Genomic DNA, 16,355 nt, shown 5'->3' on the forward strand with positions numbered 1-16,355 from the left:
ATCAATTTGTTGTGCTAATGCTATAACCTGTTCGCATAATTGGGTAATGTATTTTCGGTTAAAGAAAGTATGTCAGGCAGTGGCTGCAATTATTTTCACTGGTATGAATGTTAATTATGCATTTGCTGATGACTATTTTAGCCCAAGCTCATTAAGTGTGGTTGATGGTCAAAATATTGCAGATTTACCGAATTTAAATCAATTTGCTAATCCGGGTGGCCAGCTTGCAGGGGAATACCATGTTGATGTAATTGTAAATGGTATTTTAATGGAATCGAAGGTCGTTGAGTTCATTAAGGATAAGTCGTCAAATCAGCTAATTCCCCTATTAACGAAAGAAGAATTAGCACTTTGGGGTGTTAAAGTTGATGCGATTCCTGCGTTAAAAGCTCTTCCTGAGAAACAAGAAATTGTTCCTATCAGCGAATATATACCTGATGCAAAATCTATATTGGAATTGAATCAACAAAAGTTAAATATTTCGATCCCTCAAATTGCGATGGACAAGCAAGCATTAGGTACTGTGCCAACAAGTCAGTGGGAAAACGGTGTTCCCGCTTTGGTCTTAAATTATTATTATAGTGGTTCAAATAATTGGAGCCGCAATAAGTCTAAAGACTCCAATTCTCATTACTTTAATTTGCGAAGTACTGGAAACCTAGGTCCGTGGCGTTTAAAAAACTACTCAACCTATACAGATAATAATGGGAAGCGTGAGTGGGAGAACATTGAAACCAGTTTAGAAAGAGGAATTAATTATTTAAAATCACAATTAACAATAGGTGATACTGCTACACCAAGTGAAATATTTGAAGGATTTCAATTTCGAGGCGTACAGTTACGAAGTGATGAATCTATGCTACCTAGTTCAATGAGGGGATTTGCACCCGTTATTCGTGGTATAGCACAAAGTAATGCAGAAGTTACAGTTAAACAAAATAACTATGTTATTTACCAATCTTATGTTTCGCCCGGAGCATTTGAAATTGATGATTTATACCCAACAGGAACCAGCGGTGATTTGACTGTTTTGATTAAAGAAGCAGATGGTTCTGAACGTTCATTTGTAGTTCCTTTTTCATCAATTGCCATAATGCAACGTGAAGGACAGCTCAAATATTCACTAACTGGAGGGAAATATAAATCTAATACTTCAGGTGAGGTTGAGCCAAACTTTTTGCAAAGTACATTTATTTATGGATTACCCAAAAGTATTACGGGGTATGCAGGGACTTTATTATCCAAAAACTACCAGTCTTATGCGGCAGGAATGGGGATTAACTTAGGAAGTTTTGGGGCATTATCGGCAGATATAACACAAGCTAATAGCCAAAACTTATTAGGGAAAGACAATACTGATAGCGGGCAGTCATATCGTTTTCAATATTCTAAAAATGTCACGTCTACAGGTACTTCAGTAACGTTAGCAAACTATCGTTATTCAACTGAAGGGTTTTATACATTTAGTGAAGCAAATAGCAATCAGCCTAAAATCTATCGTAATAATAAAAAAAATCGTTTTCAGGTTTCGCTTAACCAATCACTAAATGAATTCGGTAATGTCTATTTTTCGAGTTATCAGCAAGATTATTGGAACCGTTCAGGTAAAGAACGCTCATTGAATGCAGGTTATAATAATAATATTGGCGGGATCACTTACAATTTTAGCTACAGTTATACTGATAGTGCTTATCAACGTAAAGCGGATAACTATTTTTCTTTTTCAATGACTATTCCTTTGAATGATTCATCAGGCAACTACACATCGATAAACAGCAGCGTTACAGCTGATAACAGTGGTAATACGGATGCAATGATGGGGATAAGTGGTACTTTAGGTGAGAGTAATAATTTTAATTATGCTATTCAACAATCCTATGGGAATAAAGAAACACGTGCGAGCGGAAATGCATCAGCATCTTATCGGGGAAGCTATGGGGTTGCAAATGCGGCTTATGGATATGATAAATATTCACAACGAGCGAACTATGGTCTAACGGGGGCCGTTGTCGCTCATCCACATGGAATCACATTGTCTCAGCCAATCAATGATACTTTTGCTATTGTCCGTGCTCCTGGGGCGAAAAATGTACAAGTTTCAAACCGAGCAAATATTTCAACGGACTCTCGTGGTTATGCAATTATTCCTTATTTAAACCCTTATACGAAAAATGAAATTACGCTCAACATAGATTCATTACCAGATAATGTTGAATTAAAAACGAATACCGTGAGTGTCGTACCAACGAAAGGTGCAGCGATTCTGGCAAGTTATCAAACGCATGTGGGTTACAGACTATTATTTACTGTAACGCATAATGGCAAACCTGTGCCTTTTGGTGCAATGGCACAATTCTCTCAAAGTGATGATCAAAATATAAGTACAGGTATTGTGGGCGATAATGGTGATGTTTATCTCAGTGGAATGCCGGAACAAGGGCAATTACAGATAAAATGGGGTAAAAGCTTACAAGAACAATGCATTGCAGAATACCAATTAACCGCGGAACAATTAAAACAGCATTTACCTATATTGCCTGTTAATTGCCACTGAGAATAGGTTTTTAATATGAATATAAAACAGATTATTACTTCGATTGGTATTACATTGTTTTCATTTAGTGCATGCAGTATTGGGCAATTTCGTGTCAATTTAGGGGATTTAGAAATTGATTCAGCGGCACATAAACTTCCCCGTGAATCTATACTCGGTAATGGATGGAAGCAATTTGAACCTAGCGCTAACCATGAATTATGTGTTGCAGAAAATGCGGGAAATTTTAAATTTATGTTACAAGCTAATAGTCAGCCGACCGGAATGACTATTAATGATGGTTCAGGTAGTTACCCTGTTTTTAGTACTGGGATTGATGGTGTTGGTTATGTGGTTGGTGTAAGGCAAAAGGGAACGAGTCAATGGTATCCATTAACGGGAAGTAATAGCGAAATTAATGCAGTTGATGGCTCATCGGCACTACAACTTGAAACGCGGATGATGTATATCAAAACGGTTCAAGGGGATATTGAAGGGTCAGAAAAGGTTGCTACACATTTTAGCACAATTAAAGTGCAATGCACTGGTGATATGAATTGGATATCATCAGTTGGCGAAATATTACCTGCATCAACTTTAATTTCATGGGCACAGCGTACTTGCTCTATTTCATCTGTTCGTCAATCTGTTGATCTTGGAGTTCACGATATTGCTAAAGTTCGTTCACTTAATATAGGTGATACTTTTGGTCATGCTCAGCAGTCGATCACGATTAATTGTCCAAAAATAATGTCTGTTGCCTATACGATCGCAGATAATTTGCACCCCAGTAACATCAATACAGATATCATTTATTTGGAAAATAACAATGAGAACCCAGGATTTGCTGTACGTGTATATGAATCTGGGAAGTCATCTCCGTTGAGGTTGGGGGGAGATCGCTCATTATCTAATAGTTATGTATATTCTCTGCTAGATAAAACGAGTCTAAGCCCGATTATTACAAAGACATTTGAATTCAAGTACGTCAAAACGTCTAATGAAGTGAAAGCGACTAATGGTAATGCACAGGTCACGGTTACCCTTGTGTATAAATAGAAAAGGTAAATTATCAATGAATTATATAATTAATTTGCTCGTTTTTTTATTTTCTTTAACCTATATGAATGTTCTTGTCGCGGACGAATATATCAAGGTGAATTTTAGCGGCTCAATCAAAGCTAAGTCGTGTACCGTGTTCTCTGCAGCACAGAATATTGATTTAGGGACTTGGTTTTTAGAGGGAAATGGGCGTAACTTTGCTCGCGATTCAGTCACTGATTGGGTGGAATTTGATTTGGCGTTTAATTGTTCACCGGACAAGCGGCAAGTGGTCGGTGTATTAGAAGGTACGCCAGCCGAGTTAGATAATAAACTATTTGAGTTAGATAAATCAGCTGGTTCAGCAAGCGGAATGGCCATTCAAATTGAAGCTTATTCACCAGAGAATAAGCGTTGGGAAGAAAAAAATGCGAATGAAGTGAGCACATTAATTAGTTTTGCGGGAACAACATCAGGAATGAATACGGTTCAATTGCGCGCACGTTATAAGCAACTAGCAGACAGTGCAACAGGAGGAGATGCAAATGCCTCTATTACATTTGTTGTGCGAAATAACTAAGGAAAAGCAATGAATCAAAATATTAGATATGCGACTTATGTTTTTGCAATAGCACTGCTCTTTTTTTCTACAAAATCTATGAGTTATGATGCTATTTTTAATATTACAGGGCGAGTATCTGCAAACACGTGTTCAGTTCAATCTGCGAAAACATTCAATGTTAATCTTGGTGACAACATAATTGGTTGGAGTGGTTTTGGTTCTGGTATCAATACGAAATCTAAAAAGGTAGATTGGCGGATTGATTTTAACTGCGATAAAGATGCTACCATTTACTTTAATTTTCGGGGAAATAATTCTAGTAGAGATCGTGAATTACTAATGTTGAGTCCTTTGCCTGGAAGTGCTAAAGGGGTCGGAATAAAGACGGAATTGGATTTCGGAACTAGCAGTGTAACCATAGGATTTTATAGCAGTATATTGGCATCATATAGTGGCGTTGAAGGAAAAAGAACACTTATACTTAGATCGTATTATGTACAAACAGATAGTGTAGTTACTCCTGGTATCGCGAATGCTTCGATGGATATAGACGTGACTTACCAATAAATAATAGATATTGAATAAACTAAAGCGCCATTAATATGATGACGCTTTAGTCTTATGTTAAGCCACTTGTACGGGTACCGCTTTTGCCACACGACTCATAACGTTATTTTCATCAAAGTAAGCGACTTTAGGCTTATGAAGGCGAGCATCTTCATCTTCAATTTGTACATAAGAACAAATAATAAGTTTATCCCCAACAGCGGCACGACGTGCAGCCGCGCCATTCACAGAGATAATCTTCGAACCTCGTTCACCTGAAATCGCGTAAGTTGAAAAGCGTTCCCCGTTATCAACGTTATAAATATCAATCGCTTCGTATTCAAGGATACCGGCTGCATCCATAAAGTCTTGATCGATAGCACAGGAGCCCTCGTAGTGTAAGTCAGCCTGAGTAACAGTGACGCGGTGTAGTTTTCCTTGCAACATTCTTCTTAACATTTTTTCTTCCTCATTCGGCCCACAGCGTTGTTGGCGTTCTCCCTCCCTAGTCTTAGGCTCCTAGAGATTTGTTTATTGAACGCCTAGCTGTAAACTCTGTAATTGCAGTGTGTTGTTTTATTGTTATAAGTACTTTGTTTCTATGCAATATCGACGGGAAGGTCAACTTGCAAATTGTCAATTAGTCGAGTCTGCCCTAACCATGCTGCCATCAGGATGACGGCTCGTTTACTCGACCCATTAAGGGGTAACAAGGTTTCTGCATCACGAATAAATAGCTCATCTGGTGTAAAACCAGCTTGGCGTAAAGACTCTTCCATTTCATTGACAAGGTCATTTGCAATGCTAGGGGTTTCTGCTAATTTTTGCCCGGCTTGTAACATAATTTGATAAAGCTGAGGGGCTATTTTTTGCTCTTCAGCAGATAAATTATTATTGCGAGAACTTAAGGCTAGCCCATTTTTTGCTCTAACTGTTGGAATACTGATGATTTGGGTATCGAATGATAAATCATTAACTAATTTACGAATCAATTGTAATTGCTGATAATCTTTTTTACCAAACAGCGCAATATCAGGTTGTACTAAGTTGAACAGCTTAGTAATAACAGTTGCGACACCACGGAAATGCCCCGGACGACTTGCGCCTTCTAGTATCGTTGATAGTTCAGGGACTTCAACATATGTCTGCTTTTCCATCCCGTCAGGGTAAAATTCGAGAGGAGAAGGTGCAAAAACTAAATTGATACCAAGACGTTTTAATTTCTCACAGTCTTCTTGCAACGTTCGCGGGTAATTTGCTAAATCAGACTGCCTATCAAATTGCATTGGGTTAACAAAGATACTGGCAATAACAATATCAGCTTGCTGTTTAGCTTGGTCAATGAGTGTTAAGTGACCATCATGCAAATTGCCCATTGTTGGCACAAGTGCAATACGTTTGCCTTCTTGTTTCCAGCGACGGATTTCACGGCGTAGTATAAGTGCCGTTTCAACGATAAGCATACGTGTGTTCCTTATGGTTTTTTGTAGTCAATTAGGAAAAGGAGTGAGCTTCACTTGGGTAAATCCCATCTTCCACTTCTTGAATATACATGCGGATAGCATCATTGATATTACCCGCTTGCGCTAAAAAGTTTTTAGCGAATTTTGGTGGGCGGGCTGTAATACCAAGTGCATCATGCATAACGAGAATCTGACCATCAGTTTCATTTCCTGCGCCAATACCAATAACGGGGAGCAGTAATTCTTCAGTGATATGACTCGCTAATGAAGTAGGAACACATTCAAGTACTAATAATTGCATTCCTGCATTTTCGAGGGCGATTGCATCTTTCAAGACTTGATTAGCAGTCACTTCATCACGCCCTTGGACTTTATAGCCCCCGAGTATATTGACGGCTTGTGGTGTTAAACCAAGATGGCCACAAACAGGAACGGAGCGTTCACATAGCATTTTTACGGTGTCACACAACCAACTGCCGCCTTCAATTTTTACCATATTGGCGCCTGCTTGCATTAAAATAGCGGCATTTGCACAAGCTTGTTCTGGTGTGGCGTAGCTCATAAAAGGCATATCAGCGATGATAAAGGCGTTTGGAGCCCCTTTACGAACACAACGTGTGTGATAAGCAATTTGTTCAACGGTAACGGGTAATGTGGAAGACTCGCCCTGAATAGTCATGCCAAGTGAATCGCCAACGAGCATGACTTGAATTCCTTGCTCATAAAATAATTGAGCAAAACTAGCATCATAGGCTGTCATGGTTGCGAACTTGCGTTTGTCTTGTTTAAACTGACATAAATCAGCCAGAGAAATTGGTTTCATTATAATAACCTCCGGAAATGATCTCCTTGCGACCATACCTCATAAGAGGTTGCACACTTTAAGGGGTAATGTCCCAAAGCGTCAGGCCATTGCGAGGAACTTGTGTGAGTCTTTCCAAAAGCGTTTCGCCATCAGGAAAAACTAGGGTGGGGGCAATTTCACTGAGCGGATACAACATAAATTCCCGCTCTTTTAGCCCGTAATGTGGAATGGTTAACCGGGGGGTATGGATAACTCGGTTACCAAAAAGCATGATATCAAGGTCAAGAGTGCGAGGACCCCAACGTTCTTCTTTACGCACTCGTCCAAGATCTAATTCGATTTTTTGTGTGTGATCAAGTAGCTCTTCGGGCTCGAGATCTGTTTCTAGTAATACAGCCAGATTGAGAAAATCTGGCTGATCCTGTGGCCCTAAAGGCTTAGTTCGATAAATAGAAGAGATTGAAACGACACGACTGTTAGGGATCGCATCTAATGCTGCAATAGCTTGCTGAGCCTGTTGTAGTGGCTTACCAAGGTTACTTCCTACAGCAATATAGACTTGTTCCATGGTACTCTCTCTATGTATTACTATGACTTATTAGGCTTGCGAGCCCCAGCGTTTGATGAGCGTTGTGGGCGGTGACGCCGACGCGTTGGCATATTGCCTAATTCGGAAATCATCTCACGCTGCTTGCTATTATTAGCTTGTTGGAAATCCGCCCACCACAATGTTAATTCTTGTAGTTCATTCCGGTTTTCGACATTGGCTCTTAGTTCTAATAAATCAAACGCAGCACGGAATTTAGGGTGCTCCATTAGTTTATTTGCACGGCGGCCTTGACGACGAGGTAATCGAAGTTGTAATAACCAAATATCACGCATTGTGGTTGTGATACGTTTCGGTATTGCAATCGACCGACATTGTTCGTCTAAAATGTCATTCATGGCCAGCGCAAAGGCATCATAATAAGCCAATCCGCCCTCCTGAGTAAGCTTTTCAGCATGCTCGGTTACGGGGTACCATAACATAACCGCAAATAAAAAAGCAGGGTTAACGCGTTTATCATTTTTAAGCCTGAAATCGGTATTTTTCAGGACTTGCTCAATGATTTTTTCCATTGGTGAGTCACCGTTTTCAGTGAAACGGCTGGCAACAACAGGGAATAGCTGCTCAAATAAACCATATTTTTTGAGCATCATATAAGTGGTATAACCTTGCCCAGCTTGTAGCAACTTAAGTGATTCTTCAAACAGCCTTGCCGACGGTATCTCTTTTAATAAATGAGCGAGTGAATAAATAGGATCTGCGGTTTTTGGCTCGATACTCATATTGAGTTTGCATGCGAAGCGTACCGCTCTTAGCATCCTAACTGGGTCTTCACGGTAACGGGTTTCAGGGTCGCCAATTAAGCGAATAACCCCATCCTTTAAGTCTTTTAACCCATTAACGTAGTCACGTACGGAGAAATCATCAATATTGTAATAGAGACTATTCACTGTGAAGTCACGACGAATCGCATCTTCTTCAATAGAGCCGAAGATATTATCACGCAGCAACATGCCGTTTTGTGCTTGAGAAGACAGGTTTTTATCTTCTGAAGCATTTTGGTCATGATTCCCCCGGAACGTTGCCACCTCAATAATTTCAGGACCGAACATGATATGAGCCAAACGGAATCGGCGGCCGACTAGGCGACAATTACGAAATAGCTTACGAATTTGTTCCGGTGTTGCATTGGTGGTGATATCGAAGTCTTTAGGTTTTTGACCTAAAAGTAAATCGCGAACCCCTCCGCCGACTAAATAGGCTTCAAAGCCACTTTTATTTAATCGATAGAGGACTTTTAGAGCATTATCACTAATATCACTACGGGAAATAGAGTGCTCCGCACGGGGAATAACAGTAATGTTTTCGTCGTTAACGGTTGTCATTATGGTGTGTTTCTCAGGCGTAGGGTCGGCACGTTGAGATTGACGAACCGTTTTTTTAATAGGCGCTGTTTTATGAGTTTGCTTAGTGTTCTGTTCTTTTGATGCAGTTTGCGCATCAGCAGAATGAGTGACTGGCCTTTTACCGGCTGCCTGAGTATCTCGTAAAATGTCACGATGCTGTGATGCATCTTCATCTGATGCATTTGTATTGCGAGATAAAATATTACGGCAGAAATTTGCTACACGGTTAAAAATAGTACACCTCGATGTGATTACCAATATTCATTAAACAAAATAAGCGGCTAATCATAGCTCACAGAAGTTTCTTTGAGAATGGTTAAACGCATAAAAGTCATGTCTAATCATTAATTTTACCAATAAAATTAACTCAAAAAATAGCATAATTTATTTTTGCTTTCGTAAGATATGACCTGCAATGCCTTATTTTAAGCTATTTTAGGGCGTTAGGTTATTTGTTTTTTTTAATCATTGGCCAAAAAAATGGCTAATTTTAAGCCCTCTAAAATTTTAGGTGTAATGGATGAGTATTATTTAGTATTAATGATAATACTAAATTTAGATAAAACAGCAAGATAGCTTAAAAACACCATAAAAATGCAGGGGGTAACCAATATAAACCATGACTAACGGGGGGGAGAATGCTGGGAGAGCAAGTTTTCACGGTGACAAAACCTTATAACGGCGCACGTGATATGCGCCGTTTAGGACTCCATCTGAGCTATTAGCCTGCCATTTGCTTTTCGCGAATTTCAGCTAATGTTTTACAGTCGATACATAAATCAGCAGTAGGACGGGCTTCCAAACGGCGGATACCAATTTCTACGCCACATGATTCACAAAAGCCAAAGTCATCATCTTCAACTTTTTTCAGGGTTTTTTCTATTTTCTTGATCAGTTTACGCTCACGATCCCGGTTACGTAATTCAAGGCTGAACTCCTCTTCCTGAGCGGCTCTATCAACGGGGTCTGGAAAGTTAGCTGCCTCATCTTGCATATGAGTAACAGTCCGGTCCACTTCATCTCTGAGTTGATTGCGCCATGCTTCGAGAATGAGCTTAAAATGCGCCAACTGGGCCTCGTTCATGTACTCTTCGCCAGCTTTTTCATGATAGGGTTCAACCCCAGCAATGGCGAGAATGCTTAAGGACGATGTCTTACGTTTTTGCCCTTCTTGCATAATGCTTCTCCTACACACGCAAATTTTACAAAAACCCCAAAGGGGAAAAATTAAGGTCGCTATAAATAGCAGAAGAGAGCTCTCTTGGCAATCGTTCCTGCAATGAGTTTTGTAATGCTGTGAGGGCGAGCGTGTTTATTCCCTTTCTAGCGCCCAGAACTCAGCGGCCTCGTATAAAAATTGGTTAAAAAAACTTTATTTAATAGAGTTAAAGCGAATCTGCTTCCCTAACGCCATTTGTTGAACAGTTATATCAGCTTGATAACAAAGTACTTCAACACCACTTTGCCGTGCCTCCTCTAATAACTGCGCATATTTTTTATCAATATGTGCAGCCGCAGATGCTACGTGAATACCTGTGTGTAAAGCAACAAACAATAGTATGGCTCTTTTTCCTTCTTTAGCAATCTGTGATAGCTCGCGTAAATGTTTTTGCCCTCTTAGCGTGACGGCATCAGGGAAAAAACCGTGGCCATTTTCAAGTAAAGTTACTGATTTAACTTCAATAAAGCAATCTGGTAATTCACTGTTTGAGAGAAAAAAGTCAATTCGGCTATTTTCTGAACCATATTTCATTTCTGGCTTTATTACGCTGTACTCGGATAATTCTGGAATGTGTTTTTCGGCTAAAGCTTGAGCAACTAATTGGTTCGCACGCAGCGTATTAATACAAATAAAATCGCCATTAGCTGTTTGGGTAAGTTCCCAGCTGTAGGGATATTTACGTTTTGGGTTATCAGATGTGGAATACCAAATAGTATCACCCGGTGTCGCACAGCCAGTCATTGCGCCGGTGTTAGCACAATGAATAGTGATTTCTTCACCATTAGGCAGGGTGACATCAGCCAAAAAGCGTTTATAGCGCTTAATTAGCGTGGCCGATTTTAAACAAGGATTAAACTCCATATATTCTCCGCTGTCATACGAGGTGAGTTGTCAATACACTGATTTTAATATGATTGAAAGTGGCTAATGCTACAATGTCTGATAGTAAAAGTTAAATGCATGGAGTGATAACCAAAGTGTTCCCCATATTAGACGTCAGAGAATCACTAATTACCGCATTAAAATCATCCCCTCAAGTGCTATTACATGCACCGACGGGAGCCGGTAAATCCACCGTTTTGCCATTAGAAATCTTAAAAAGCGGGGTGGTTAATGGGCGGATTATTATGTTGGAACCTAGGCGTCTTGCGGCTAGAGCAGTTGCCGCGCGTTTAGCGGAGCAACTTGGGGAAGAAATTGGCCATACCATTGGTTTACGTATGCGTTCAGAAACTAAAGTTAGTCGTGATACTCAGTTAGAAATCGTAACGGAAGGCGTCTTAACACGGCTATTACAAAATGACCCTATGCTTGAAGGGGTTGGGTTGGTGATTTTAGATGAATTTCATGAACGCAACTTACAAGCAGACCTTGGCCTTGCATTATTACTTGATTCACAACAAGCTCTACGGGATGACCTGCGGGTGTTATTGATGTCTGCTACCCTTGATAACCAAGGGCTCTCCCAGTTGTTCCCTAATGCTCCAGTGATCACTTCACAAGGACGCAGTTTCCCCGTTATTCGTGAATATCATCCCATAAATCCTAATAAATTATTTCATAAAGAAGTCGCGGCAGCAGCATGGCTGTTTTTGCAGCAAGAGAAAGGGTCACTATTATTATTTCTCCCGGGCGTGGGGGAAATAGAAAAAGTAAGAGCTGAATTAGCTTCGATAGTGAGTGAGGACATACTTTTGTGTCCTTTATATGGAGCTTTATCTCTTAAAGCACAGCAGCAAGCAATCCAAATAGCTCCCGAAGGGAAACGTAAAGTTGTGCTAGCGACTAATATTGCGGAGACCAGCTTAACTATAGAAGGTATTCGCTTAGTGATGGATAGCGGCCTGGAGCGAGTAGGGCAGTTTAACCCTCGTTCAGGGATAACAAAATTAGTTAAGCAACGCATTAGCCAAGCATCAATGACACAGCGAGCTGGACGAGCGGGGCGCTTAGAAGCTGGGGTATGTTGGCATCTATTTAGTGAAGAGCAAGCGGAGCGTGCGGCTCAATTTAGTGAAGCACAAATCAACCAAAGTGACCTCAGTGGGCTATGGCTTTCTTTACTACAGTGGGGCTGCCATGATGTGACACAATTATCATGGCTCACCTTACCCCCAGCCCCCGCGATTGGGGCGGCAAAAAATCTACTTGCTAAACTTGGCGCGATTGATGCACAAGGGAAACTGTCTATCATGGGACAGAAGATGGCAGAACTAGGTAGCTCAGTACGTACTGCCGCGATATTGTATAAAGCACAAGTCGCTAAAGATGAGTCAGTTTTGCAATTAGCCGCATTATTAGTGGCTATTATTGAAGAGCCGCCAAGAGGTGGTGAGTGCGACTTACGTTATTACTTAGACCGGCCAAGCGAAAGCTGGTGCCGGCGTGCGACCATTTTAAGTGGGCGAAAAGTTAACGCGAGTATAGGGCAGCAAACCGCACTGATAAGTAAGTGGTTACCAACATTATTAGCAGCCGGTTTTCCCGACCAAATAGCAAAAACGAGGGACAATCAATTGCGTTATCAGTTATCCAGTGGGCTTGGAGCATCGCTACACGAAACGGATAGGCTATTGGGAACTTCTTGGTTAATCGTGCCATTGTTGTGGCAACCAGAAAATAGCGCAGATGCACGAGTGGCACTTGCGTACCCCATTGATATACAAGAATTGCAAAAAGATTGTACTGAACTATTTAATGAGCAAGAAACCGTTGAATGGGATGAGCAAAAAGGGACATTGCTAGCATGGAAGCGCTTGCAGTGCGGCCAGTTAGTGGTGAAATCAGAACGCATGAGTAACCCAGATAAAGCTGATATCAGTAAAGCGTTGGTTTATTGGCTAAAACAAAATGGGCTGCAACAATTGAATTGGCAAGAGGATGCGTTGCAACTGTGTATTCGTTGTACGTTAGCACAGCAATATTTCCCTGAGTTTGAATTACCATCCTTTGATGAAAGTACATTGTTATCAACATTAGATGAATGGCTTGAGCCTTATCTTATTGAGGTAACCAATAAACAAAAGTTGCAGCAAATTAATTTAGCAGAATTGCTAATAAACCGGTTAGATTGGCAACAACAGCAGTGGCTAGCGAACATGTTCCCTACAACTTACCGCGCACCTTCTTCACATGATGTGAGTATTCACTATGCATTGGATAAGCCGCCTGTCATAGAAATTCGTATGCAAGAAATGTATGGTGAGAAAACGAATCCAACTGTTGCGCAAGGGAAAATCACGTTAACGGTTTGTTTGCTTTCCCCTGCGATGCGCCCATTACAAATTACACAAGATCTCGGCGCATTTTGGCATGGAAGCTACAAAGAAATACAAAAAGAAATGAAAGGCCGCTACCCAAAACATTTATGGCCCGATGACCCAGCAAATACAGCACCAACGCGGCAAACAAAAAAAGCGATGATGGGTGCGAAATAAACTATTTTTATGCTCTAATAGCAGGTTCATAAAAATGGCTTATCCCTGCTTAATGTGAGTAAGGAAATGTAATTAAGAGCTTTCTTTGGTGAAATCTCTAAGGTTATGAGCCAAAATTAACCACTAAGCTATTCAAATAGTGAATGATTATGTTGTTAAGTTATTTTGTAAGGTGATATGGAGCGACCATGTCAGGTAAAGATTTTGAACCAATAGGCAGACGCAACAAAAAATCTGCTGGGAAAAAACAATCTTCATCCCGCCGTCGCAGAGACCGCGATGATTATGACGATGAAGATTTATTCGAAAATGATGATATTGACCAACAATATCTCGATGATGAAGACGAAGAAGAGCAAATGGCTAAAAAAGGCTCGAAAAATAACAAACCACGTAAAGTGAAAAGCAAATGGCGTTGGTTCTGGCTGTTAGTCAAACTAATGATTGTGTTTGCTGTTTTATTAGCAGCATACGGTTTTTATTTAAATCAACAAATTAAAGAACGTCTCGATGGTAAGGTGTGGGATTTACCTGCGGCAGTATATGGCAGGATGGTTAACCTTGAACCGGGAATGGACTATAGCCAAGCTGAAATGGTTCGCCTGCTCGAAGGTATGCAATACCGAAAAGTGAGTAAAATCACCACCTCCGGCGAATTTGTGGTTCGCGGTAATAGCATTGAAATTTTACGCCGTCCTTTTAATTTCCCTGACCAAAAAGAAGGGCAAATATTAGCGCGTATGGTGTTTGAAAATAATGGGTTAAGTAAAATTGAAAATATGGAAAATGGCCGTTCATTTGGCTTTTTCCGATTAGACCCTAAACTGATCACGATGATGCAATCGGCGAATAATGAACAACGTTTAGTATTGCCATTGTCTGATTTCCCCGAATCGTTGGTCAAAATTTTACTGGAAACCGAAGATCGCAACTTCTATGAGCACGATGGGGTCAGTTTATACTCTATTGGCCGTGCTGTTGTTGCCAACTTAACGGCTGGGCGTTCGGTTCAGGGGGGCAGTACCCTGACGCAGCAGTTAGTAAAAAACTTATTTTTAACTAATGAACGCACATTAAAACGTAAAGCCAATGAAGCTTACATGGCTATTTTGCTGGATTATAACTACAGCAAAGAACGTATTTTAGAGCTGTATCTAAACGAAGTGTTCTTAGGCCAAAATGGTAATGATGAAATTCGTGGCTTCCCGCTAGCAAGTTTGTATTATTTCGGTCGTCCAATTAATGAGTTAAGTTTTGACCAGCAGGCACTGTTAGTGGGTATGGTACAAGGGGCATCAACTTATAACCCATGGACTAAGCCACAAAATGCAATTAAACGCCGTAACATTGTGTTGAAAATCTTGGAAACACGCGGCGTAATCGACCAAGAAATGTACCAAGTGCTCAGTGCAAGGCCTCTTGGCGTGAAAAATAAAGAAGGGTTGGTGGCTTCTCAGCCTGCCTTTATGCAAATGGTACGTTTAGAGTTAAATCAAAAACTGGGTGATCAAGTTAAAGAGTTATCCGGTGCAAAAATCTTTACAACCTTAGACCCTGTCGCTCAAACGGCTGCGGAAAATGCGGTGGAAAATGGAGTCGCTGATTTACGTAAGGCTCGTAAGTTAGACGATATCGAAGGCGCAATGGTGGTCGTTGACCGTATTAATGGTGAAGTTCGTGCCATGGTTGGTGGCTCTCAACCTCAGTTTTCTGGCTTCAATCGAGCATTGAATGCACGCCGTAGTATTGGTTCGTTAGCGAAACCTCCTGTTTACCTTGCTGCACTGAGTGAGCCTGATCGCTATCGTTTAAATACATGGTTAAAAGATGAACCACTCACTGTTAAGGTGGGTAATCAAAATTGGAGCCCAAGGAATTATAGCCGTAATTTTAATGGCCGTATGATGTTAGTCGATGCACTTGCTCGCTCACAGAATATCCCAACAGTAAACTTAGGGTTGGAAGTTGGTCTAGATCAGGTATTTAATACCTTTGTACGTCTAGGAGCGCCAGCTGCAGCAATGGAAAAAGTGCCTGCGATGCTACTAGGGGCGGTAAATTTGACGCCAGCTGAAGTCGCACAAGTTTATCAAACCATTGGCGGCGGCGGTAATCGCGCTAAATTATCTGCGCTGCGTTCAGTGATTGATGGTGATGGTAAAGAGATTTATCAAAGCTATCCATCTGCAGAGCGTGCTGTACCTTCACAAGCTGCCTACTTAGCGTTATACGGTATGCAACAAGTGGTTAAGCAAGGGACTGGCCGTGTATTATTGTCTAAATATGGCAAATATAACTTAGCAGGTAAAACAGGGACAACTAACGATTTGCGCGATAGCTGGTATGCCGGCATTGACGGTAAGGAAGTCGCGATTGTATGGGTAGGTCGTGATAACAATGGCCCTACGCAATTAACAGGCGCAACAGGAGCACTGAAGGTATATCAACGTTACCTTGATAATCAAACACCTTTGGCATTAATCAATCGTGCCCCAGAAGGGGTTGTAGATATGCAAGTGACTGCCGATGGGCAATTAAGCTGTTCAAATTTTGGTGGGGGTAGAATGCTACCAATCTGGACGGATAACCCCGATGCTTTATGCCAAGCATCAGAAAACCAAGACCCAGTTTGGAACCTAAATGGCAATAACGATGAGCCACAAAATGATGCACCGGATTGGGTTAAGGATATGTTTGGCAATAATCCCTAAATTCTCGTCATACTTCAACCTGTAGCGTTGTTGGTTGCACTCGCTAGACCTAGTCACATACTATTGTATGTGACTAGGTTCT

The 16,355-nt window shown here is 40.9% G+C and carries 13 protein-coding genes; 6 read left to right on the top strand and 7 right to left on the bottom strand.

Features of this window, described 5'->3' with window-relative positions; translation table 11 throughout:
* Positions 1-79: 79 nt before the first annotated feature.
* From ABE954_RS05635 to ABE954_RS05650, 4 genes are read left to right on the top strand one after another with little or no spacing between them, the layout of a single operon-like run.
* On the top strand, positions 80-2,554 hold the full coding sequence (locus ABE954_RS05635) for a fimbria/pilus outer membrane usher protein (protein WP_226619096.1): 2,475 nt from the start codon (positions 80-82) through the stop codon (positions 2,552-2,554).
* A 15-nt stretch (positions 2,555-2,569) separates the two neighbouring features.
* Positions 2,570-3,592: a fimbrial protein gene (locus ABE954_RS05640; protein ID WP_042848207.1), complete on the top strand. Its 1,023-nt coding sequence runs from the start codon at positions 2,570-2,572 to the stop codon at positions 3,590-3,592.
* A 16-nt stretch (positions 3,593-3,608) separates the two neighbouring features.
* The gene (locus tag ABE954_RS05645; protein ID WP_042848204.1) at positions 3,609-4,154 is read left to right on the top strand and encodes a fimbrial protein; all 546 of its coding nucleotides are present in this window, start codon (positions 3,609-3,611) and stop codon (positions 4,152-4,154) included.
* A 9-nt stretch (positions 4,155-4,163) separates the two neighbouring features.
* On the top strand, positions 4,164-4,703 hold the full coding sequence (locus tag ABE954_RS05650) for a fimbrial protein (protein WP_042848202.1): 540 nt from the start codon (positions 4,164-4,166) through the stop codon (positions 4,701-4,703).
* Positions 4,704-4,760: 57 nt separating this feature from the next.
* Here the strand turns inward: ABE954_RS05650 and panD are convergent, their stop codons facing one another.
* The 7 genes from panD to sfsA form a co-directional block, all read right to left on the bottom strand.
* Positions 4,761-5,141, bottom strand: a complete 381-nt coding sequence (gene panD / locus ABE954_RS05655; RefSeq protein ID WP_042848200.1) for an aspartate 1-decarboxylase — start codon at positions 5,139-5,141, stop codon at positions 4,761-4,763.
* A gap of 140 nt (positions 5,142-5,281) precedes the next feature.
* Entirely contained in the window at positions 5,282-6,145 is an 864-nt protein-coding gene (panC, locus tag ABE954_RS05660; protein WP_048608094.1) for a pantoate--beta-alanine ligase, read from the bottom strand.
* 31 nt (positions 6,146-6,176) lie between these two features.
* On the bottom strand, positions 6,177-6,968 hold the full coding sequence (gene panB / locus ABE954_RS05665) for a 3-methyl-2-oxobutanoate hydroxymethyltransferase (protein WP_042848196.1): 792 nt from the start codon (positions 6,966-6,968) through the stop codon (positions 6,177-6,179).
* Positions 6,969-7,026: 58 nt separating this feature from the next.
* Entirely contained in the window at positions 7,027-7,518 is a 492-nt protein-coding gene (folK, locus tag ABE954_RS05670; protein ID WP_042848194.1) for a 2-amino-4-hydroxy-6-hydroxymethyldihydropteridine diphosphokinase, read from the bottom strand.
* Positions 7,519-7,538: 20 nt separating this feature from the next.
* Positions 7,539-8,882, bottom strand: a complete 1,344-nt coding sequence (gene pcnB / locus ABE954_RS05675) for a polynucleotide adenylyltransferase PcnB (protein WP_206074972.1) — start codon at positions 8,880-8,882, stop codon at positions 7,539-7,541.
* 742 nt (positions 8,883-9,624) lie between these two features.
* Positions 9,625-10,080: an RNA polymerase-binding protein DksA gene (dksA, locus tag ABE954_RS05680; protein ID WP_042848193.1), complete on the bottom strand. Its 456-nt coding sequence runs from the start codon at positions 10,078-10,080 to the stop codon at positions 9,625-9,627.
* Positions 10,081-10,275: 195 nt separating this feature from the next.
* Positions 10,276-10,986: a DNA/RNA nuclease SfsA gene (sfsA, locus tag ABE954_RS05685; protein ID WP_042848192.1), complete on the bottom strand. Its 711-nt coding sequence runs from the start codon at positions 10,984-10,986 to the stop codon at positions 10,276-10,278.
* Between the two features lie 95 nt (positions 10,987-11,081).
* On the opposite strand from sfsA, the gene hrpB reads away from it, so the two are divergent.
* Both hrpB and mrcB read left to right on the top strand, forming a co-directional pair.
* Positions 11,082-13,562, top strand: a complete 2,481-nt coding sequence (gene hrpB, locus ABE954_RS05690) for an ATP-dependent helicase HrpB (protein ID WP_166696570.1) — start codon at positions 11,082-11,084, stop codon at positions 13,560-13,562.
* 188 nt (positions 13,563-13,750) lie between these two features.
* A complete protein-coding gene (gene mrcB / locus ABE954_RS05695; protein ID WP_048608088.1) occupies positions 13,751-16,273 on the top strand; it encodes a bifunctional glycosyl transferase/transpeptidase in 2,523 nt (840 codons plus the stop codon).
* The last annotated feature ends 82 nt before the right edge of the window (positions 16,274-16,355 follow it).

Source organism: Providencia sp. TYF-12 (assembly GCF_041344805.1).
Lineage (GTDB): Bacteria > Pseudomonadota > Gammaproteobacteria > Enterobacterales > Enterobacteriaceae > Providencia > Providencia huashanensis.

Coding starts and splice junctions, on each gene's coding strand:
- ABE954_RS05650 (WP_042848202.1), top strand. CDS start 4,164: ATGAATCAAAATATTAGATATGCGACTTATGTTTTTGCAATAGCACTG.
- folK (WP_042848194.1), bottom strand. CDS start 7,518: ATGGAACAAGTCTATATTGCTGTAGGAAGTAACCTTGGTAAGCCACTA.
- pcnB (WP_206074972.1), bottom strand. CDS start 8,882: ATGACAACCGTTAACGACGAAAACATTACTGTTATTCCCCGTGCGGAG.
- panD (WP_042848200.1), bottom strand. CDS start 5,141: ATGTTAAGAAGAATGTTGCAAGGAAAACTACACCGCGTCACTGTTACT.
- hrpB (WP_166696570.1), top strand. CDS start 11,082: ATGCATGGAGTGATAACCAAAGTGTTCCCCATATTAGACGTCAGAGAA.
- panC (WP_048608094.1), bottom strand. CDS start 6,145: ATGCTTATCGTTGAAACGGCACTTATACTACGCCGTGAAATCCGTCGC.
- ABE954_RS05640 (WP_042848207.1), top strand. CDS start 2,570: ATGAATATAAAACAGATTATTACTTCGATTGGTATTACATTGTTTTCA.
- sfsA (WP_042848192.1), bottom strand. CDS start 10,986: ATGGAGTTTAATCCTTGTTTAAAATCGGCCACGCTAATTAAGCGCTAT.
- panB (WP_042848196.1), bottom strand. CDS start 6,968: ATGAAACCAATTTCTCTGGCTGATTTATGTCAGTTTAAACAAGACAAA.
- dksA (WP_042848193.1), bottom strand. CDS start 10,080: ATGCAAGAAGGGCAAAAACGTAAGACATCGTCCTTAAGCATTCTCGCC.
- mrcB (WP_048608088.1), top strand. CDS start 13,751: ATGTCAGGTAAAGATTTTGAACCAATAGGCAGACGCAACAAAAAATCT.
- ABE954_RS05645 (WP_042848204.1), top strand. CDS start 3,609: ATGAATTATATAATTAATTTGCTCGTTTTTTTATTTTCTTTAACCTAT.